This is a genomic window from Labrys sp. E2SS-1L (genome assembly GCF_057073705.1).
The window spans coordinates 2,170,210-2,189,055 of record NZ_CP172712.1; the positions used below are offsets into that span (position 1 = coordinate 2,170,210).

An 18,846-nucleotide genomic window follows, 5' to 3' on the forward strand; every position below is an offset into this window, starting at 1 on the left:
AGCGTTTCACGATCCCTGCGGATCGGAAAGACGCCCCTCTTTTCAAGGAGTTTTGGAATATCCTCCGATACGATGGGTAGCGGGGGCCATTCCAGCAACAATCGATGTCCGACGATAAACGATCTGGCGGCGGCGGCCGCAAGCCCCCAAGCGGGGGCAAGAAGCCATTTGGCCCCAAGAAGACCTCCGCTGGCGCTGGACCTCGACGGCGCGGCGTCGATGGTGACGCACCTCCGCGCCGTTCCTTCCGGGATCGTGACGAGGGCGGCGAGGCTCGCCCGAAGCGTCCGGCCCGTTCCTTCGCCGAGCGCCAGGACGGCGATCGTCGTCCGGCGCGTTTCAAGCCGCGCGAAGGCGAGGATTCCGAGGCCCGCCCCGCCCGCCGTCCGTTCCGCGAGCGTGAAGGCGGCGAGGAACGTCCGTTCAAGCCCCGCCGCTTCGAGGAGCGCGGGGAAGCTCGCCGGCCGTTCCGGTCGCGCGACGAGGGCGCCGAAGGCGGTTTCCGGCCGCGCCGGGATGCGGAGCGCGGGGAGGGCGGTGAGCGTTCGTTCAGCCGTAAACCTCGCCGCGAGGGCGATGAAGGTGGGCGCTCCTTTGCGCCGCGCCGTTTCGACACCTCCTTCGAGCCGCGCGAGGGCGGCCGCAAGGCCTTCGAGCCGCGTTTCGACGATCGCCAGGAGGAGCGCGCGCCCAAGCGTGCCCCGCGTCGCACCGAGGCCAGGGCGGAGACCGTCGCCAAGCCCGAGGCCGAAGCCAAGTCTGGCGCCTTCGCCGGCGAGCGTGTGGCCAAGGTGATCGCGCGGGCCGGGTTGGGATCGCGCCGTGATGCCGAGACCTGGATCGAGGAAGGCCGCGTTGCCGTCAATGGCGAGGTGCTGACCAGCGCCGCGCTCAACGTGCTGGCCGACGACAAGATCACCGTCGATGGTAAGCTCCTGCCCCGGCGGGAGCGCACGCGGCTGTGGCTCTACCACAAGCCCCGCGGCCTGGTGACCACGGAAAAGGATCCGGAAGGACGCCCGACCGTGTTCGAGAACCTCGACCCGTCCTTGCCGCGCGTGATGTCGGTGGGGCGGCTCGACATCAACACCGAAGGCTTGCTGCTGCTCACCAATGACGGCGGTCTGGCGCGCCAGCTCGAACTGCCCAAGACCGGCTGGCTCAGGCGCTATCGCGTGCGGGCTTTCGGCGAGACCGATCAGGTCCAGCTCGACAAATTGTTCGAGGGGCTGACGGTCGACGGCGTCGACTATGGTCGCATCGAAGCCCGCTTCGACAAGGAGCAGGGCTCCAATTCCTGGCTGACCCTCGGCCTGCGTGAAGGCAAGAACCGCGAAGTCAAGAATGTGCTGGGTTCCATCGGCCTGGAGGTCAACCGCCTGATCCGCGTGTCCTACGGGCCGTTCCAGCTCGGCGACCTGGCCGAAGGCGCCGTCGAGGAAGTGAAGACCCGGGTTCTGATGGACCAGCTCGGCCCCGAGCTGGTTGCCGAGGCCGGCTGCGAGTTCGAGGCGCCAATCCACGAGGCCGCCGGCGAAAAGCCGGTCAAAGCTGCGGCCAGGCCCGCAAAGGGTGGCCCGGCGCGCGGACTGCGTGTCAAGTCGGAGGAAGACGGCAAGGAACGCGTGATGCGTGGCAGCCTGGTCGAGGATCGCCATGGCCGGCGTGTGCTGGTCCAGCGGGTCGCTGACGTGGCCGACGAAAAGCCGGCTCGGCGCAAGCCATTCCGTCCGCGCGATGAAGAGGGCGGTGACCGCCCCTTCAAGCCGCGGGCTGCCTTCCGCGATCGCGACGAGGGTGGCGAGCGTCCGCGCAAGCCGTTCCGCGCACGCAGCGAAGAGGGCGGCGACCGTCCTTTCAAGCCGCGTCCGTCCTTCCGCGACCGTGACGAAGGGGGCGAGCGTCCGCGCAAGCCGTTCCGGCCGCGCGACGAAGAGGGGGGCGACCGTCCGTTCAAGCCCCGTCCTTCCTTCCGCGACCGCGACGAAGGGGGCGAGCGCCCGCGCAAGCCCTTCCGTGCACGCAGCGAAGAGGGCGGCGATCGTCCGTTCAAGCCGCGTCCGTCCTTCCGTGACCGCGACGAGGGTGGCGAGCGTCCGCGCAAGCCGTTCCGCCCGCGTGACGAAGAGGGCGGCGACCGCCCGTTCAAGCCGCGTCCGTCGTTCCGTGACCGCGACGAAGGTGGCGAGCGTCCGCGCAAGCCGTTCCGCCCGCGTGGCGAGGAGGGTGGCGACCGCCCGTTCAAGCCGCGTCCGTCCTTCCGCGATCGCAATGATGGCGGTGAACGGCCTTCGCGTCCTCGCCCCGGCGGCAAGCCGGGCGGTGCGCCACGCCGGGGGCGTTGACGGCTGAGCGATGCGCATCATCGGCGGGCAATTTCGCGGCAAGCAACTGGCTACACCGAAGTCGGACGCGATCCGGCCGACTTCGGACCGCCTGCGTGAGACCTTGTTCAATATCCTCGCGCATGGCTATGACGATCCCGTGCGCGACGCCCGCGTGATCGATCTGTTCGCCGGCACGGGCGCGCTCGGTTTCGAGGCCCTGTCGCGCGGAGCCCGCTTTGCCACCTTCGTCGACGAGGGCGCGGAGGCGCGTGGGCTGATCCGCTCCAATGTCGAGGCGATGTCCCTGGGCGGACGCACCCGCTTGTTCCGCCGGGATGCGACCAAGCTGGGCATGATCGGGCCGGGCGAGCCCTTCTCGCTGGCTTTTCTCGATCCTCCCTATGGCAAGGGGCTGGCATCACAGGCGCTCGTCAGCCTTGCCGATGGCGGCTGGCTGACCAAGGGAGCGCTCTGCGTGGTCGAGGAGGCGACGGACGCGCCCTTCGAAGCGCCGACCGCCTTCGCTCTGGCCGACCAGCGCGACTATGCCGGTACCAGGCTCAGCTTCTTCCACTACGAGCCCTGACGTCCGGCGCTGGGGCCTTTTGATCGAGCCACGGCTTCACGCTCTGCTTGGCATCGCTTTCGCCCTCGGCCCCTTGCTGTCATAGTCGGCAGTATCCAAGGGGGCAGCCATGGCGACGGTAACGGTCGAACTGCGCAATGTCGGTGAGACGCAGGCTGCCATGGGCTGGGCCGGCGGACATGCCATCGTGGTGGACCGCCCCGAGGGCAAGGCCGGCGGCATGGGGCTCGGCTTCAACGGCGCCCAGCTCCTCGCTTTGTCGCTCGGCGGCTGTTTTTGCAACGACCTGCGCTACGCCGCCGAAGAAATGGGTGTGACCGTCGATACCATCGCGATCAGCGTCGCGCTGGAGCTTGAGGGCAAGCCGCTGCTGGCGACGGCTGCAAGGCTCGAGGTACGCTGCCGGATGCTGGACGGGTCAGACCCACAGCCGGTGATCGAGCGCGCGAAGACGATCTGCATGGTGGCCAATTCCCTGCGCAGCGGCGTGCCGGTCGGCATCGAGATGGTGGCATGAGCGGGCGCATCCGGGATATGCGCAATCTTGGCCCGGCGACCGAACGCATGCTGGCCGAAGTCGACATCTGCAGTCCGGAGGATCTCCGGCAACTGGGAGCCGTCGCTGCCTATCGGCGCCTGAAGTTCCGGTTCGGGCGCGGCGTCAGCCTGAACGCCCTTTATGCCGTGGAAGGAGCCTTGAGCGATCGGGACTGGCGCGAGATCGACCGCGGCTTAAAGGAACGGGCCGATTGGAAGCAGGAAGGGAGCCGGTAGGGATTGTTTTCTTCGGACCTATGCCTTGCTAGGCTCATGCTCCAGGGGGTAAGGGATACTTCACTTCCCGCGTTTCCTACCCATATTGGGTGGATCTTTCGCTTTCCCTCCCGATCGGACCTTTCATGACGCTTGCGCTTATCCCCGGTCTCGGCGGTGCTTCCCATGCCCAGGGCCCGGCGATCACGGATTTCACGCTTCCCAACGGCTTGCATGTGGTGGTCATTCCCGACCGCCGTGCGCCGGTGGTCACCCACATGGTGTGGTACAAGGTGGGCGGGGCGGATGAACCGAAGGGCAAGTCGGGCATCGCGCATTTCCTCGAGCATCTCATGTTCAAGGGCACGGAGAAGAATCCGGGGGGCTTTTCCAAGCAGGTTGCCGAGCTGGGCGGCCAGGAGAACGCCTTCACGTCCTATGACTACACCGCCTATTTCCAGCGAGTGGCCAAGGAGCATCTCGGCACCATGATGGCCTTCGAGGCCGATCGCATGACCGGGCTGGCTCTTACCGACGAGGTCGTCAATCCCGAGCGCAACGTCGTGCTCGAAGAGCGCAAGATGCGGGTCGACAACGATCCCAATTCGCAGCTTGCCGAGGAGATCGCCTCGACCCTGTTCACCCACCATCCCTATGGCACGCCGATCATCGGCTGGGAGAACGAGATCGAAGGCCTGAGCCGGCAGGACGCCATCGATTTCCACAGCCGTTTCTACACGCCGAACAACGCCAGCTTGATCGTGGCTGGTGACGTCACGGCCGAAGAGGTGCGCGAGCTGGCCGAAACCCATTACGGTCCTGTGGCCCGGCGTGCCGACCCGCCGCCGCGTCTGCGGCCGCAGGAGCCCAGGCAGCGCGCAGACCGCCGCGTTCGGCTGGCCGACAAGCGGGTGGAGCAGCCGATCTATCAGCGCCATTGGCGGGCGCCTTCCTATATCCAGGCCCGCAATGGCGAGGGCGAGGCGCTCGATCTCCTCTCTCAGATCCTCGGCGGCGGGCAGACCTCGCGGCTTTATCGGGGCCTGGTGGTCGACAAGAAACTGGCTTCGGCCGCCGGCGCCTTTTATGGCGGCTCCGCCGTGGACGAGACGCGTTTCGGTGTCTGGGCCATCCCGATGCCTGGCGTCGGTTTCGAGGCGCTGGAAGCGGCCGTCGACGAGGAGATCAGGCGCATCGTCGCAGAGGGCGTAAGCGAGGCGGAATTGGAGCGTGCCAAGACGCGCCTCGTCGCCGACGCGATCTATGCCCAGGACAACCAGTCGACCCTGGCACGCTATTACGGCGCCACCCTGTCAGTCGGCGGCAAGGTGGAGGACCTGCAGCTCTGGCCGCAGCGCATCGCCGCCGTGCCGTCCGGACGACTGCCGGAGATGGGCCGTGCCGTCCTGCTGGAGGGCAAGTCGGTGGTCGGCTTGCTCGAAGGGCAGGCTTGATAGGTTTCGCACGTCATGACGGATGCTGCCAGGCAGACTGGCGGCGCCGTCCATGATTGTCTGGATTGCTGCGCCGCGCTTTTCCTGCTGGGAGGCTTGCAACGGCGCATCAGTCTCCTGCCGTCATCGCCGGCTTTGCCGGTTGTGACGATCGTTTTTTGTGAACGAGAGTTTTTATGATCCAGAAGATCGTCTCGCCTCTTGGCATAGAAGCCTGGCTGGTCGAGGACTATGCCGTACCCGTCATCGCCGTCGACTTCGCCTTCAAGGGCGGTGCCGCGCAGGATCCGGCCGACCGGCCAGGCCTGGCCCACATCATGTCGGCGCTGTTCGACGAGGGGGCAGGGCCTCACGACGACGAGGCCTTCCAGCGCCTGATGGAGGAGAATGCGGTCGAGCTCTCCTTCCATGCCGCGCGCGACCAGATCAACGGCTCGCTGCGCACGCTGTCCGACCGCAAGGCCTTCGCCTTCGATCTTCTGCACTATGCCGTCAGCGAGCCGCGTTTTGAGGAAGCCGCGGTGGAACGCGTGCGCCAGAGCCTGCTGGCCAGCTTGCGTCGTGAGGCGAGCGATCCCAACGCCATGGCTTCGCTGGCTTTTTTCGCCGGGCTTTTCCCCGACCACCCCTATGGCCGCCCGACGCGCGGTACGCTGGAGAGCATCGGTGCCGTCAACCGGGACGAAATCGCGGCCCAGCACCGCCGCCTGCTCGCCAAGGATGGGTTGACGGTCTCTATCGTCGGCGCCATCGATGCCCATGATGCGGAGGAGATGCTGGACAAGGTGTTCGGCTCGCTGCCGACCACGGCCCTGCTGCAGCCGGTGCCGGAGGCCCAGCTCGCGGACCTGGGCACCCGCAAGGTGATCGACCTCGACGTGCCGCAGACCGTGCTGCAATTCGCCACCCCCGGCGTGAAGCGCGACGATCCCGACTTCATGGCCGCCTTCCTGCTCAACCATATCTATGGCGGCGGCAGCTTCTCCTCACGCCTTTTCCAGAAAGTGCGCGAGGAGAGGGGCTTGGCCTATTCGGTCTCCACCCAGCTCGGCGCATTGGCCCGAGCCGCCTTCGTCGGCGGCGGCGTCGCCACCCGAAACGACAGGGCGGCCGAAAGTCTCGCCATCATCGAGGCGGAGATGGCCGAGCTCGCCCGCAACGGGCCTGGCGCCGCAGAATTGGAGAGCGCCAAGAAATACCTCACCGGCTCCTATGCGCTGCGCTTCGACTCATCGACAAAGATCGCCAACCAGCTGACCATGATCCAGATCGAGCGGCTTGGCATCGATTTCATCGATCGCCGCAACGGCCTGGTCGAAGCGGTGACGCTGGACGATACCAAGCGCGTGGCCGAGCGGATGTTCGGGGGTGGCAAGCCCTTCGTCGTAGCTGTCGGGCGCCCGGAGGGGCTGTCCTAGGATCGCCGGATAACTCCCGATGCCGGCCCAAATCATATCGGCGATGACCGGGTAAAGGCGCTGCGTCACAAAGAACACGGCGAAGAACGGCAAGAAACGACGAGAAGAGCGAGCCTGGTCGAGCGTTTTCTTCTCGCCGGACAAGGTTAAATCGTTCTGCTTACGTCACACTGACTATTGCACGAAGGGGCCGACTGCATCACCCTGTCGCTCGTCGAGAAGCGGCGGGGGTCGCTCAAGCGGGAGGATGTCATGAAGCTTTGGAGTGTTTCGGCTGTCGTCCTTGTTGGTCTTCTGGGGGCAGGCTGCGTCAGCACCGGTCTTGGAACCTCGCGCGGGCCCGGTGCCAGCGGTGCTGCCGTTGCAGTGCCGTCTGGGCGGGTCAGCAAGATCGACCAGTTTTCCTACATCACGCCGGCCTGCCGGGAAGTGCCGGGCGTTGCGGCTCGTATCACCAAGCAGGCGGGCTATGGCCAGGTGAGCATCCGCAGGGCCCGCGACTTTTCTCCCTATGAGGCCGGCAATTCCAGCGCCGCCTGCAATTCACGGCGCGTGCCGGTCTGGCAGGTGCTCTATACCTCCGCACCTGGTTATCGCGGTCCCGATCAATTTGCCTATCGTAAGGCTTTTCCCGACGGCAAGGTGCTCGACGTCGTCGTCAATGTCGATGTGCAATAGGGCAAACAGGCGTTCATGACCGAACGCTTTTTGCTCGTGCGCTTCGCTTCCAGCCGTTCCAACGGATCGGCTAAAGTGCCTTTGCGATTTGCAGCGCTTCCGCGGAGTCGCAAAACGCCTTGGAGCCTGAGGCTTGCCTGCCGGCCATTCCGATGGCCGGCCCCATGGTGTATTGTTCCCGGCACGTGACGCATTCGTTCTCCACCCGTGAGGACGGATGCGTCAAGCCTTTGATTTTGCGCCCGATTTCTCTCAGGTGGAGCGCTGGCGCCGATGGACGATTCGCCCCATGGCCATCCGTGCCCTTCCCCAGATCCTGATCGACCGCATCGCCGCCGGCGAGGTGGTGGAGCGGCCGGCGAGTGCCGTGAAGGAATTGGTGGAGAACGCCATCGATGCCGGCGCTCGCCGCATCGAGATCGTCACCGAGGGCGGCGGGCAGCGCCTGATCCGCATCGTGGACGACGGTTCGGGCATGTCGCCCGAGGACCTCGCTTTGGCCGTGCAGCGCCACGCGACGTCCAAGCTGCCGACCGAGGACCTGCTCGCCATCAACACGCTGGGCTTTCGCGGCGAAGCCTTGCCATCCATCGCCTCGGTGTCGCGCCTCAGCATCACCACGCGCGAGCGTGGCTCGGCCACCGGGGCCGTGATCGCCATTGAAGCCGGCGAGCACCAGGCAATCCGTCCGGCAGCGATCGGGGAGGGCACGCGCATCGAGGTGCGCGACCTTTTCTATGCCACCCCGGCTCGCCTGAAATTCCTCAAGACCCAGCGTACCGAAGCGGCGGCGATCGGCGATGTCGTCAAGCGCCTTGCCATGGCCAACCCCGCCATCGCCTTCACTTTGGCCGGCGAAGACCATTCTCCCTCGACCTGGCCGGCTGGTGACGAGGAGACGCGCCTCGGCACCTTGCTGGGTGCCGACTTCATCGACAACGCGATTGCCATCGACGTGACGCGCGGGGATGTCCGCCTGCATGGCCATATCGGTCTGCCGACCTTCAATCGCGGCACGGGGCAGCACCAATATCTGTTCGTCAATGGGCGGCCGGTGCGCGACAAGCTGTTGCTGGGTGCCGTGCGCGGTGCCTATGCCGATCATCTGCCCAAGGACCGCTTTCCGGTTCTGGCCCTCTTCCTCGACATCGCCTCGCAGAATGTCGACGTGAATGTCCATCCGGCCAAGGCCGAGGTCCGCTTCCGTGATGGCGGCCTGGTCCGCGGCCTGATCGTCTCGGCGATCCGCTCCGCGCTGGAGCGGGAGTCCGGCCGGAGCTCAAGCGGCAATGCCGATGTCGCCCTCGGCCTGCTTGCCCGCAGCCTCAACCGCCCGGCCGATCTCGACTGGGACTGGCGGGCGTCGCCCGCGGCGCCCCATCCTGCCGGCATGGGAGACGGTGGCATCGACAATGGCGGCTTGGCTGCAGGAAGCGGTTTCGCGGCGCCGGCCCAGGCCGGATTCGACGCGCTGGTGATGCCTTCCGCGGATGCGCGTGCCACGGTGGTGCCTCCCGCGCCCGACAGTCTCGACCGGCCGCTCGGCGCGGCCCGCGCGCAGCTGCACGAGACCTATATCGTGGCCCAGACCCGGGAAGGCGTCGTCATCGTCGACCAGCATGCGGCCCATGAACGCCTGGTCTATGAACGGCTGAAGCGTGAGCGCGCGGCCGCCGGTGCCAGGTCGCAATTACTGCTCATCCCGGAAGTCGTCGATCTCGATCCCGCCGATGTCGAGCGCCTGACTGCGGCGAGCGGGGATCTGGCGGCTCTCGGCCTGGTCGTGGAGCCGTTCGGGCCGGGTGCCCTTCTGGTGCGCGCCACGCCGGCTGCGCTTGGCAGCACCAATCCGGCCGCGCTGATCCGGGACCTCGCCGATGGCTTTGCCGAATGGGGCTCGGAGATCGTGCTGGAGCGGCGCCTCGACCATGTCGCCGCCACCATGGCCTGCCACGGCTCCGTACGGGCCGGGCGGCGCCTGTTGCCGGCGGAGATGGATGCGCTCCTGCGCGAGATGGAAGTCACCCCCAATTCAGGCCAGTGCAACCACGGCCGGCCGACCTATGTGACGCTGAAGCTCGGCGACATCGAGGCCCTCTTCGGGCGACGGTAAGCCCGAAACGGAAACGCACAAACGAAAGGGCCGATCTTGCGACCGGCCCCATTGGTATTCTGCGTCCCTGAACTTCCTACTTGACCCGCGGGGTCTTGAAGACCCGGTCGAACCAGGATTCGCTCTTGTTACCTTCGGAAGGCAGGGGTTCGTTGCCGGCAAGCGGCGCCGAGGCGAGTGGCTTGCGATAGCCAACCGGCGGCTCTGTCAAGGAACGGCGTGGCGGTTCGACGCCGGCCGCGAGTGGCGTGTTGTCTTCGCCGAGGTTGAGGCGCTTCTGCAGTTCGCTGGGCTTGAGCGGAACCGAACTGGCCTTGGCCGCATCGAACGGCTCCGGCGCGTCGACCCGACCGGCACCCGGGACGCGGCCTGCCGCCATCTCGTCAGGCGAGAGCCGGCCATCGCCATGCTCGGCCTTGCTGCGCGGCATCACGCCGGCGGCCTTGCGCTTCTTGTAGTCGGGATCCACCGGCCAGTTCGGGTCATTGTCCGAAGTCGCAGCCGTGCCGGGCGGTGGCAGGTCGAGCTTGCCCGGTTTTGCCAGCGGCGCACGGTCGGAATAATTGATTGCCGGTGCATCGTCACCGGTGCCGAGCATCTTCTGGAAGAAGTTCTGACCGAGGGACTGCGCATTCGCCGCACCCGTCGGCGCCAGGGCAACCAGTGCCGTCGCCGCAGCCAGGCCAAGCCAAATCTTTGTCCGCATCCTGTATCCCAATCACTGCTAGATTTCGGTGCAAATTCCGGGAGAGACCTTCGCTCTACTGCCCGGAAAATGCGTCAAAACCAAGAAACCACCATTCCTCCGGGCAACCAGTACCTGAAAAAGTCAGGAAGACCCGTGTGTCTGTGGCTCTTTGTTCACCACCATGTCATACAACAGCAGGGCCACGCCCGCAACGATGGCGACATCGGCCAGGTTGAAGACATACCAGGAAAAATCGCCGGCATGGAGCAGGAAGAAGTCGGCAACGCCTTCCCGCTGCAGCCAATTGGGGGCCAACGGTCCCTCTATCGCCAGCAATCCGTCGACGGCATTGCCGATGGCGCCGCCTATGATCAGGCCGATGCCGATCGCCGATGATTTCGTGTGGATACGGGCAAGCCATGCCAGAAGAAGCACGGTGGCAATGAGGCGAAAGGCGACGAGCAGGATCAGGCCGATCTCGCTCTCCTGCTGGAACAGGCCGAACGATACGCCACGATTCCAGACCAGGGTGAACTTCAGGAAGGGCGTCCAGTCGACGGCCTCCTGATACATGATCAGCTCACCGATCTGGAAAATGTGGAGCGCCCAATATTTGAAGCCCTGATCGATGATGATGGCGAGAACCGCCACCATCACCCCGATGAGGGTGTAGCGCCCAAAAAACATCGACTTCATCGCTCAGGCCCCCGCCGCCTGCCATTCGCGCATCGCCGCCGCGTCGCGCGGGGTGATGTCGGGGAAGGCGGGATCGGCGGTCTTCGGATCGAAATAGCGCCAGGAACGCGCGCATTTGATACCATCGGCCCGGCCGGGAACCACGGCAATGCCGGCAACGCCGTCGAGGCGATAGGCCTCGGCAGGGCCTTCGCCGGCCACGAGCGTCAGCCCCGAAACGATGCAGACATCCTCGAAATCGACGCTGCGCAGAACCGCCAGCGTCGCCTCGTCGGCGACGTGGACGACCGGCGCGGCTTCCAGCGAGGAGCCGATGCGCTTGGCGGCGCGTTCATGCTCCAGCGCGCCGGTCACCACGCGCCGCGCTTCGCGCACGAGCTCCCATTTCTCGGCGAGCGCCGGATCGAGCCAGGCAGGATCGGCTGCCGCGAAAGGCTGCAGATGCACCGAGTTCTCCTGGCCGAAGCGCGAGGTCCAGGCTTCTTCCATGGTGAAACACAGCACTGGCGCCAGCCAGGTCGTCAGGCAGGTGAAGAGCGTGTCGACCACGCTCAGCGCGGCCCGGCGGCGCAGGGACGATTTCGGATCGCAATAGAGCGCGTCCTTGCGCACGTCGAAATAGAAGGCGGAGAGGTCCGCCGTCATGAAGGTCGCCAGCAAGGCGACCACGCGCTTGTAGTCATAGCTTTCATAAGCGGCGCGCACCTCGCCGTCGAGCTCGGCCAGCCGGTGCAGCATCAGCCGCTCGAGTTCCGGCATCTCGGCGGCGGCAACGCTATCGCCGGCCTCGAAATGGGCGAGTGTGCCCAGCATCCAGCGGATGGTGTTGCGCAGCTTGCGGTAGGTGTCCTCCACCGTCTTCAGGATCTCGGGCCCGATGCGCTGGTCGTCGGCATAGTCGGTGGTGGCGACCCACAGGCGCAGAATATCGGCGCCGGAGCGCTTGATCACGTCCTGCGGAGCGACGGTGTTGCCGATGGACTTCGACATCTTGCGGCCCTGCTCGTCGAGCGTGAAGCCGTGGGTGACCACGATGTCGTAGGGTGCCCGCCCGCGCGTGCCGCAGCTTTCCAGGAGCGAGGAATGGAACCAGCCGCGGTGCTGGTCCGAACCTTCCAGATACATCACGCTATCATCGCCGCCATCGACCTTGCGCTTGATGCCCGCAAGGCCCGGGAAGTGGCGTGGGTCCTCCAGCGTGAAGGCGTGGGTGGAGCCGGAATCGAACCAGACGTCGAGGATGTCGTTGACCTTGACCCAGCCTTCGCCGGCGCGAGCGCCGAGGAAGCGCTCGGAGGCGCCCTCCTGGTACCAGGCGTCGGCGCCTTCGGTTTCGAAGGCCGCTGATATGGCCTGGTTGACGGCCTCGTCCTTGAGGATCTCGACGCCGCCACCCGGCTTGTCGCGCATGAACACGGCGATCGGCACGCCCCAGGCGCGCTGGCGCGAGACCACCCAGTCCGGGCGGTTGGCGATCATGCCGGTGATGCGGTTCTCGCCGGCCGCCGGCACCCATTGGGTCTGCCGGATGGCGTTGAGAGCGAGCTCGCGCAGCGACGAGCCGTCGCCGAGCGTCGGCCCGACATCGTTGCGCAGGGCGCCGCCTTCCGTGCGGACCGGCGTCGCCGCCGGCACGGTGCCCGGAGCCACCTCGTCGATGGGCTTGTCCATCGCGATGAACCATTGCGGCGTGTTGCGGAAGATCACCGGCTTCTTCGAACGCCAGGAATGGGGGTACTGATGCTTGATACGGCCACGGGCCACGAGCTTGCCATCCGCCACCAGCGCCTTGATCACGGCGTCATTGGCATCGCCCTTGTCGCCCTTCTCGGTGATCACGCGCTTGCCGGCAAAGCCGGGGGCGTCCGCCGTGTAGAAGCTGTCGCCATCGACGGGGTAGGGGATGTGCGTGTTGATGCCGCGGGCAGTCAGCTCGCGCTGATGCGCCGTCCAGACGTCAAAGTCCTCGCGGCCGTGGCTGGGGGCCGTATGCACGAAGCCGGTGCCGGCTTCGTCGGTGACATGCTCGCCCTCGAGCAGCGGCACGGCAAAGCCGTAGCCGGGATCGAAGCCCGCTAGCGGATGGGCCACGGTGAGGGCGGCAAGCTCGCCGGCCTCGACGCCGCCGAGGCGCTCGAAGGCTTCCACCTTGGCCGACTTGAAGACCTCCTCGGCGAGCTTGTCCGCCAGGATGAAGCTGTCGCCGACCTTGGCCCAGTTGTTTTCGGGCGCTGATGTGACGCGGTAGAGCCCATAGGCGACGCGGCTCGAATAGGCGACGGCGCGGTTGCCGGGGATGGTCCAGGGCGTGGTGGTCCAGATCACCACCGCAGCCTGGGCCAACTCGTCACGGGTGGCACCCGAGCGCACCGGGAACTTCGCCCAGATCATGTCGGAGGTATGGTCCTCATACTCGATCTCGGCCTCGGCCAGGGAGGTCTTCTCCACCACCGACCACATCACCGGCTTTGAGCCGCGATAGAGCTGGTCGCTCATGGCGAATTTCATGATCTCGCGGGCGATCTGCGCCTCGGCCGCATAGGCCATGGTGAGATAGGGGTGTTCCCAATCGCCCTCGACCCCCAGGCGCTTGAACTCCTCGCGCTGCACGCCGACCCAATGCTCGGCAAAGGCCCGGCATTCGCGGCGGAACTCGACCAGCGGCACCTCGTCCTTGTTCTTGCCCTTGGCGCGGTACTGCTCCTCGATCTTCCATTCGATCGGCAGGCCGTGGCAGTCCCAGCCCGGCACATAGTTGGAATCGAAGCCGAGCATCTGCTGGGAGCGCGTCACCAGGTCCTTGAGGATCTTGTTGAGCGCATGGCCGATATGGATGTTGCCATTGGCATAGGGCGGGCCGTCATGCAGCACGAATTTCGGCCGGCCGGCCGATGTGTCGCGCAGGCGCTGGCGCAGGTTCTGGCTCTGCCAGCGGGCCAGGATCTCCGGCTCCTTCTGCGGCAGGCCGCCGCGCATGGGGAAGGCCGTCTGCGGCAGGAACAGGGTCTTGGAATAGTCGAAAGCCCCAGAGCTCGCCTTCGAGCTCTCGGCGGTCTCGCTGGAGGGGGACGCAACATCGGTCATGAACAGGGATCCGTCGATACGGAGGAAAGGGAAAAGCGGCGCAAACCCGGACCTTCCGCGGAGCTCAGCCGAGCCCGCACGCGGAAGCCGGGACGATAATTCGGGCTATGCGCAGCATATATGTCATGCGGGCGTGAATAGCAGGCTCTGCGCGCGGGATAAAGCGGTGAGGGGAGGCGAAGCCGGGATTTTCTGGAGCACAGCCGTACAGCGTGCCCTAGCATGAGCTTCAGCCTCTCCCTATCTGCCATGAAGGCAGCCTCTTCGCTCGCTGGCCCTTTCACTGATAGGCTCTGACCTGGAGTTCGAGAATGACCGGTTCGTCCGACTACACGCCCCCGAAGATCTGGACCTGGAACAAGGCGAATGGCGGTGCGTTCGCCAATATCAACCGGCCGATCGCCGGCCCCACCCATGACAAGGAATTGCCGGTCGGCCGCCACCCCCTCCAGCTCTATTCGCTTGGCACCCCCAACGGGGTCAAGGTCACCATCCTGCTGGAGGAATTGCTGGCCCGCGGCCACAAGGGCGCCGAATACGATGCCTGGCTGATCGAGATCGGCAAGGGCGACCAGTTCGGCTCGGGCTTCGTCGACGTCAACCCGAACTCCAAGATCCCGGCCTTGCTCGACCGCAGCGGCGCCGAGCCGATCCGTGTGTTCGAATCTGGTTCGATCCTGTTCTATCTCGCCGAGAAGTTCGGCGAGTTCCTGCCGAAGGACCCGGCCACCCGCGCCGAATGCATGTCCTGGCTGTTCTGGCAGATGGGCAGCGCGCCCTATCTCGGCGGTGGCTTCGGCCATTTCTACGCCTATGCACCGACCAAGATCGAATATGCCATCGACCGTTTCGCCATGGAGGTGAAGCGTCAGCTCGACGTGCTCGACCGCCGCCTGGGCGAGGTCGAATATCTGGCCGGCAGCGACTACACCATCGCCGACATGGCCGTCTGGCCCTGGTATGGCGGTCTGGCCCGGGGCTGGCAGTATGGCGCGGCCGAGTTCCTGCAGGTCGAAGGCTACAAGAATGTGCAGCGCTGGGCCGAGGCGATCTTCCAGCGGCCGGCGGTGCAGCGCGGGCGCATGGTCAACCGCACCTCGGGCGAGCCGTCGAGCCAGTTGCGCGAGCGCCATGACGCCAGCGATTTCGAGACGAGGACGCAGGACAAGCTGGAAGCCGCGGGCTGATAGGTGACGGCTCTGGGATCGCAGGCATCTCAGCGACATGCCTGCATGTCGCGATTGCCTGCACTTTTGCATCAAATTCAGCGTGTCCAAGAGCAGGCAAGGATGCCTGCGATCCCGGGAAGAGAAGGTCTCACTGCAAAGGCGGCTTGCGCAGGAAGGCGTTGCGATCGGCCGATTTGACACGCAGCCAGCTCTCCCGGCCATCGCGCAGGACCCGCATCGGCACCTCGACGCCGGCTGGGCCGCCGCTCCACACCTTGCGATAGAAATCGGCGAGGCCCCGGACCTCCTCGTTGCGGATGTCGGAGATGATGTCGCCCGCCTTCAACCCCGCCTTGGCGGCAGGCGACCCCTTGGCCACGCTGGCGACCACGACCTTGCCATTGCTTTCGGCCGAGAAGGCGCCGAGCCAGGGGCGCGGTGGCTGGTCGACTTGGCCCCGCGTCAGGAGGTCGTCGAGAATGGGCGGCAGAAGGTCGATGGGCACGACCATGTTGATGTCGAAATCCTCGCCGCCGCGTTCCATCTGCAGGAGCAGGGACCCGATGCCGAGTAGCCTGCCGTCTTCGCCGACCAGGGCCGCGCCACCCCAGCCGGGATGGGCAGGCGCGATGAAGATCGCCTCGTCGAGCAGATATTCCCAATAGCCGGCGAATTCCTGCTTGGCCACGATACGGGCGTCGACATGACGCCCCGTACCGTCGACGAACACCGCCTCGTCGCCGACAGCCGCCTTGCCGGAGCTGCCGAGCCCCAGCGCCGGCAGGCCGAGCCGGCCGAGCGCCTGTACCAGGCCGAAGCCGGTCGCCTGGTCATAGGCCATGACATGGGCGGGAACCACGCGCCCATCCTGGGTGGTCAGCCAGATCTCGTCGGCTTCGGTGACGAGATAGCCGATGGTGAGCACCAGCCCGTCGTCGCGGATGACCACCCCGCTGCCCTCCCGCTCGGTGCCGAGCGCGGTTGCGGTGAAGGCGTCCTGTGGAATCTTGGCACGCACGGCCACGACCGAGCGCATGATCGAACGAAGTGTCATGGCATTCATCTTGGTGAAGAGCGCCCGCAGCAAGGCAGGATGCGCAATACCCGCCGGGCGGGCAAGGAAGATCTTCAAGAGTTATGCAGCCGAACGGCGCGCTGCAAGGGCATAGGCGGCAAGAGCGGCGATCGTGGAGAGGCCGGCCGTCGGCTGGATCACGGTCAGCTCTCCTTCGCAAACCAGATTACATGCCGGGCGCCGCTCCGCCCCCTGTTGGCCCGGACCCGGACCTCGTCCACCGCAAAGCCTGCCTGGCGCAGACGCCTGTCGAAGGCCGAAGAGGGGCCTTGAGACCATACGGCCAGCAGGCCGCCCGCCGTCAGCGCTCCCCGGGCCGCCGCAAGGCCTTCCAGGCTGTAGAGGCGGTCATTGCCGGCATGGGTCAGCCCTTCGGGGCCGTTGTCGACGTCGAGCAGGATCGCATCGAAGCGGTGCCCGGCGCGGATCACGCCGTCGACATCGCCGAGTTCGATGCTGACGCGCCGATCATCGAGGCTGCCCGCGAAGATCTCTGCCATCGGTCCCCGGGCCCAGGTAACGACGGCCGGCACCAGTTCGGCGACCACGATCTCGGCATCGTCCGGGAAACTTGCCAGCGCGGCGCGCAGAGTGAAGCCCATGCCGAGGCCACCGATCAGGATGCGAGGATGCCTGCGCGCCGCCAGGCGTTCGGCGGCCATCGTCGCCAGCGCCTCTTCCGAGCCGCTCAGCCGGCTGTTCATCAGCTCGTTGCTGCCGAGCATGATCGAGAATTCGCTGCCACGCTGCTTGAGGCGCAACTCGCCGCCGCCGTGGGGGATCGTCGCGGTGTCGAGGTGCTTCCAGGGGATCACGGCGGGCTCGTAGGCGGGAGGCGATGGCAAGCGTCTAGCAGAACGTGGCGACAATTCCAGTTTCCATCGGCGGATCCACTAGAAACCGGCGCAACAAGCCTTCTCCCCTTGCGGGAGAAGGTGGCGCGAAGCGCCGGATGAGGGGAGAAACGCGACTTTGCTGGCGATGTGCCGACACCCCTCATCCACCCCTTCGGGGCACCTTCTCCCGCAAGGGGAGAAGGCTGGTCGCGCTCATTCTTGCGAGTATGGCGTGTCGTCGCTCCTATCCGATGCGCGCCATCACCATGCCGGCCGTCACGGTGGTGCCGGCTTCGATCTCCTGCGCCAGCTTCCCGGCCCGGTGGGCCTTGATTTGCATTTCCATCTTCATCGCCTCCATCACGGCCACGACATCGCCCTCCGCGACTTCGGCGCCGTCTTCCACCTGCCAGGAGCGTAGCGTCCCGGCCATCGGCGCCATCACCGCATCGGGCGAGGACTCGGCTGGTGCCGCTGTCGCCGGTGCTGCTGATGGCACGGCCTGGAGGCCGCCCAGCAGGGCGGGGGGCAGGCCGAGGGTGACGCGCCGGCCGTCGATCTCCACGGCGGTGCGGAGCAGTGTCGCTGCCGGCAGCGGTTCGGGCCGTGTGGCGGCGGCGAGGGTGGCGGCAAAGTCGGTCTCGATCCAGCGGGTGTGGACCTTGAAATCCTGCTCGCCGGTGAAGTCGGTGTGGCCGATCACCGTGCGATGGAAAGGCAGCACCGAGGCGACCCCCTCGATGCGGAATTCGGCGAGGGCCCGCCGGGCACGCGCAATGGCCTCGCGCCGCGTCGCGCCGGTGACGATGAGCTTGGCCATCAGGGAATCGAAGCTGCCGGGAATGGTCGAGCCGGCGGCGACGCCGCTATCCAGGCGGATACCGGGGCCGGAGGGCGGCTCGAAGGCGGTGATGAGGCCGGGGGTCGGCAGGAAGCCGCGCCCGACATCCTCGGCATTGATGCGGAACTCCAGGGCGTGGCCTCGTGGCGCCGGTGTCTCGGTGATGCCGAGGGAATGGCCATCGGCGACGCGCAACTGCTCGACCACCAGATCGATGCCGGCGGTCTCCTCCGTCACCGGATGCTCCACCTGCAGGCGGGTATTGACCTCCAGGAAGGAGATCGCGCCCGAGGCGCTCAAGAGGAACTCCACCGTGCCGGCGCTGACATAGCCGGCCTTGGCGCAGATATCGCGCGCGGCCTGGTGGATGCGGGCGCGCTGCTCGTCGCTGAGGAAGGGCGCCGGGGCTTCTTCCACCAGCTTCTGGTTGCGGCGCTGCAGCGAGCAGTCTCGGGTGCCGAGCACCACGACATGGCCATGGCGATCGGCGATCACCTGCGCCTCGATATGGCGGGGGCGGTCGAGATATTGCTCGACGAAGCATTCGCCGCGCCCGAAGGCGGTCACCGCCTCGCGCACGGCCGAGTCATAGAGCTCGGCGACCTCGTCCATGCGCCATGCGACCTTCAGCCCGCGCCCGCCACCGCCGAAGGCGGCCTTGATGGCGATCGGCAGGCCATGCTGCTCGGCAAAAGCGAGGACTTCGTCGGGGCCACCAACCGGATCGGCGGTGCCGGCGACCAGGGGAGCGCCGACCGCCAAGGCGAGCTTGCGGGCCTGCACCTTGTCGCCCAATTGCTCGATGGCGGACGGAGGCGGGCCGATCCAGGTCAGGCCGGCATCGATCACGGCCTGGGCAAAGGCGGCGCGTTCGGAGAGGAAGCCATAGCCCGGATGCACGGCATCGGCGCCGCTGCGGCGGGCGATGGCGATGAGCTTGTCGATGTCGAGATAGGTTTCGGCCGGCTTGTCGCCACCCAGGCCATAGGCCTCGTCCGCCATGCGGGCATGCAGGGAGTCGATGTCGGCATCGGCGTAGACGGCGACGGAGGCGACGCCATAGTCGGCGCAGGCCCGTATCACGCGCACGGCAATCTCGCCCCGGTTGGCGATCAGGACCTTCTTGAT

15 protein-coding genes are annotated in these 18,846 nt (G+C 66.4%); 9 read left to right on the top strand and 6 right to left on the bottom strand.

The genetic code is table 11. The features are described 5' to 3' along the window. Positions 1 to 104: 104 nt before the first annotated feature. The 8 genes from ACIGJE_RS10040 to mutL all read left to right on the top strand — a co-directional run bounded on the left by ACIGJE_RS10040 (position 105) and on the right by mutL (position 9,329). Complete coding sequence (locus tag ACIGJE_RS10040; RefSeq protein WP_483679955.1) at positions 105 to 2,345, top strand: pseudouridine synthase; 2,241 nt, start codon at positions 105 to 107, stop codon at positions 2,343 to 2,345. A 10-nt stretch (positions 2,346 to 2,355) separates the two neighbouring features. Further along, complete coding sequence (rsmD, locus tag ACIGJE_RS10045) at positions 2,356 to 2,913, top strand: 16S rRNA (guanine(966)-N(2))-methyltransferase RsmD (protein ID WP_483679957.1); 558 nt, start codon at positions 2,356 to 2,358, stop codon at positions 2,911 to 2,913. Positions 2,914 to 3,022: 109 nt separating this feature from the next. After that, positions 3,023 to 3,430 carry an OsmC family protein gene (locus ACIGJE_RS10050; protein ID WP_483679958.1) on the top strand — a complete coding sequence of 136 codons (408 nt, stop codon included), beginning with the start codon at positions 3,023 to 3,025 and terminating at the stop codon, positions 3,428 to 3,430. Next, entirely contained in the window at positions 3,427 to 3,687 is a 261-nt protein-coding gene (locus tag ACIGJE_RS10055; RefSeq protein ID WP_367624256.1) for a TfoX/Sxy family protein, read from the top strand. The genes ACIGJE_RS10050 and ACIGJE_RS10055 overlap by 4 nt, the downstream gene beginning before the upstream one ends. A gap of 125 nt (positions 3,688 to 3,812) precedes the next feature. Continuing rightward, complete coding sequence (locus ACIGJE_RS10060; protein ID WP_483679960.1) at positions 3,813 to 5,120, top strand: M16 family metallopeptidase; 1,308 nt, start codon at positions 3,813 to 3,815, stop codon at positions 5,118 to 5,120. Positions 5,121 to 5,296: 176 nt separating this feature from the next. Beyond that, positions 5,297 to 6,538: a M16 family metallopeptidase gene (locus ACIGJE_RS10065; RefSeq protein WP_311944693.1), complete on the top strand. Its 1,242-nt coding sequence runs from the start codon at positions 5,297 to 5,299 to the stop codon at positions 6,536 to 6,538. 252 nt (positions 6,539 to 6,790) lie between these two features. Continuing rightward, the gene (locus ACIGJE_RS10070) at positions 6,791 to 7,216 is read left to right on the top strand and encodes a hypothetical protein (protein WP_311944692.1); all 426 of its coding nucleotides are present in this window, start codon (positions 6,791 to 6,793) and stop codon (positions 7,214 to 7,216) included. A gap of 289 nt (positions 7,217 to 7,505) precedes the next feature. Beyond that, a complete protein-coding gene (mutL, locus tag ACIGJE_RS10075) occupies positions 7,506 to 9,329 on the top strand; it encodes a DNA mismatch repair endonuclease MutL (RefSeq protein WP_367624254.1) in 1,824 nt (607 codons plus the stop codon). A gap of 76 nt (positions 9,330 to 9,405) precedes the next feature. On the opposite strand, the gene ACIGJE_RS10080 is transcribed toward mutL, so the two are convergent. The 3 genes from ACIGJE_RS10080 to ileS all read right to left on the bottom strand — a co-directional run bounded on the left by ACIGJE_RS10080 (position 9,406) and on the right by ileS (position 13,797). After that, positions 9,406 to 10,035: a hypothetical protein gene (locus ACIGJE_RS10080; RefSeq protein WP_311944690.1), complete on the bottom strand. Its 630-nt coding sequence runs from the start codon at positions 10,033 to 10,035 to the stop codon at positions 9,406 to 9,408. Positions 10,036 to 10,158: 123 nt separating this feature from the next. Continuing rightward, a complete protein-coding gene (lspA, locus tag ACIGJE_RS10085; RefSeq protein ID WP_311944688.1) occupies positions 10,159 to 10,713 on the bottom strand; it encodes a signal peptidase II in 555 nt (184 codons plus the stop codon). Positions 10,714 to 10,716: 3 nt separating this feature from the next. Continuing rightward, positions 10,717 to 13,797 (bottom strand): isoleucine--tRNA ligase, encoded by a 3,081-nt coding sequence (gene ileS / locus ACIGJE_RS10090; RefSeq protein ID WP_415080446.1) that lies wholly within the window; start codon positions 13,795 to 13,797, stop codon positions 10,717 to 10,719. 311 nt (positions 13,798 to 14,108) lie between these two features. Between ileS and yghU the strand changes: the two genes are divergently transcribed. Beyond that, positions 14,109 to 14,984, top strand: coding sequence for a glutathione-dependent disulfide-bond oxidoreductase (yghU, locus tag ACIGJE_RS10095; protein WP_415080447.1), 876 nt, complete (start codon positions 14,109 to 14,111; stop codon positions 14,982 to 14,984). Positions 14,985 to 15,114: 130 nt separating this feature from the next. Here the strand turns inward: yghU and ACIGJE_RS10100 are convergent, their stop codons facing one another. From ACIGJE_RS10100 to ACIGJE_RS10110, 3 genes are all read right to left on the bottom strand, one after another. Further along, a complete protein-coding gene (locus tag ACIGJE_RS10100) occupies positions 15,115 to 16,020 on the bottom strand; it encodes a S1C family serine protease (protein WP_415080483.1) in 906 nt (301 codons plus the stop codon). Between the two features lie 164 nt (positions 16,021 to 16,184). Further along, entirely contained in the window at positions 16,185 to 16,856 is a 672-nt protein-coding gene (locus tag ACIGJE_RS10105) for a spermidine synthase (protein ID WP_415080448.1), read from the bottom strand. 265 nt (positions 16,857 to 17,121) lie between these two features. Further along, positions 17,122 to 18,846: an acetyl/propionyl/methylcrotonyl-CoA carboxylase subunit alpha gene (locus tag ACIGJE_RS10110; RefSeq protein WP_483680234.1), complete on the bottom strand. Its 1,725-nt coding sequence runs from the start codon at positions 18,844 to 18,846 to the stop codon at positions 17,122 to 17,124.

Coding starts and splice junctions, on each gene's coding strand:
- ACIGJE_RS10040 (WP_483679955.1), top strand. CDS start 105: ATGTCCGACGATAAACGATCTGGCGGCGGCGGCCGCAAGCCCCCAAGC.
- rsmD (WP_483679957.1), top strand. CDS start 2,356: ATGCGCATCATCGGCGGGCAATTTCGCGGCAAGCAACTGGCTACACCG.
- ACIGJE_RS10050 (WP_483679958.1), top strand. CDS start 3,023: ATGGCGACGGTAACGGTCGAACTGCGCAATGTCGGTGAGACGCAGGCT.
- ACIGJE_RS10055 (WP_367624256.1), top strand. CDS start 3,427: ATGAGCGGGCGCATCCGGGATATGCGCAATCTTGGCCCGGCGACCGAA.
- ACIGJE_RS10060 (WP_483679960.1), top strand. CDS start 3,813: ATGACGCTTGCGCTTATCCCCGGTCTCGGCGGTGCTTCCCATGCCCAG.
- ACIGJE_RS10065 (WP_311944693.1), top strand. CDS start 5,297: ATGATCCAGAAGATCGTCTCGCCTCTTGGCATAGAAGCCTGGCTGGTC.
- ACIGJE_RS10070 (WP_311944692.1), top strand. CDS start 6,791: ATGAAGCTTTGGAGTGTTTCGGCTGTCGTCCTTGTTGGTCTTCTGGGG.
- mutL (WP_367624254.1), top strand. CDS start 7,506: ATGGCCATCCGTGCCCTTCCCCAGATCCTGATCGACCGCATCGCCGCC.
- ACIGJE_RS10080 (WP_311944690.1), bottom strand. CDS start 10,035: ATGCGGACAAAGATTTGGCTTGGCCTGGCTGCGGCGACGGCACTGGTT.
- lspA (WP_311944688.1), bottom strand. CDS start 10,713: ATGAAGTCGATGTTTTTTGGGCGCTACACCCTCATCGGGGTGATGGTG.
- ileS (WP_415080446.1), bottom strand. CDS start 13,797: ATGACCGATGTTGCGTCCCCCTCCAGCGAGACCGCCGAGAGCTCGAAG.
- yghU (WP_415080447.1), top strand. CDS start 14,109: ATGACCGGTTCGTCCGACTACACGCCCCCGAAGATCTGGACCTGGAAC.
- ACIGJE_RS10100 (WP_415080483.1), bottom strand. CDS start 16,020: ATGACACTTCGTTCGATCATGCGCTCGGTCGTGGCCGTGCGTGCCAAG.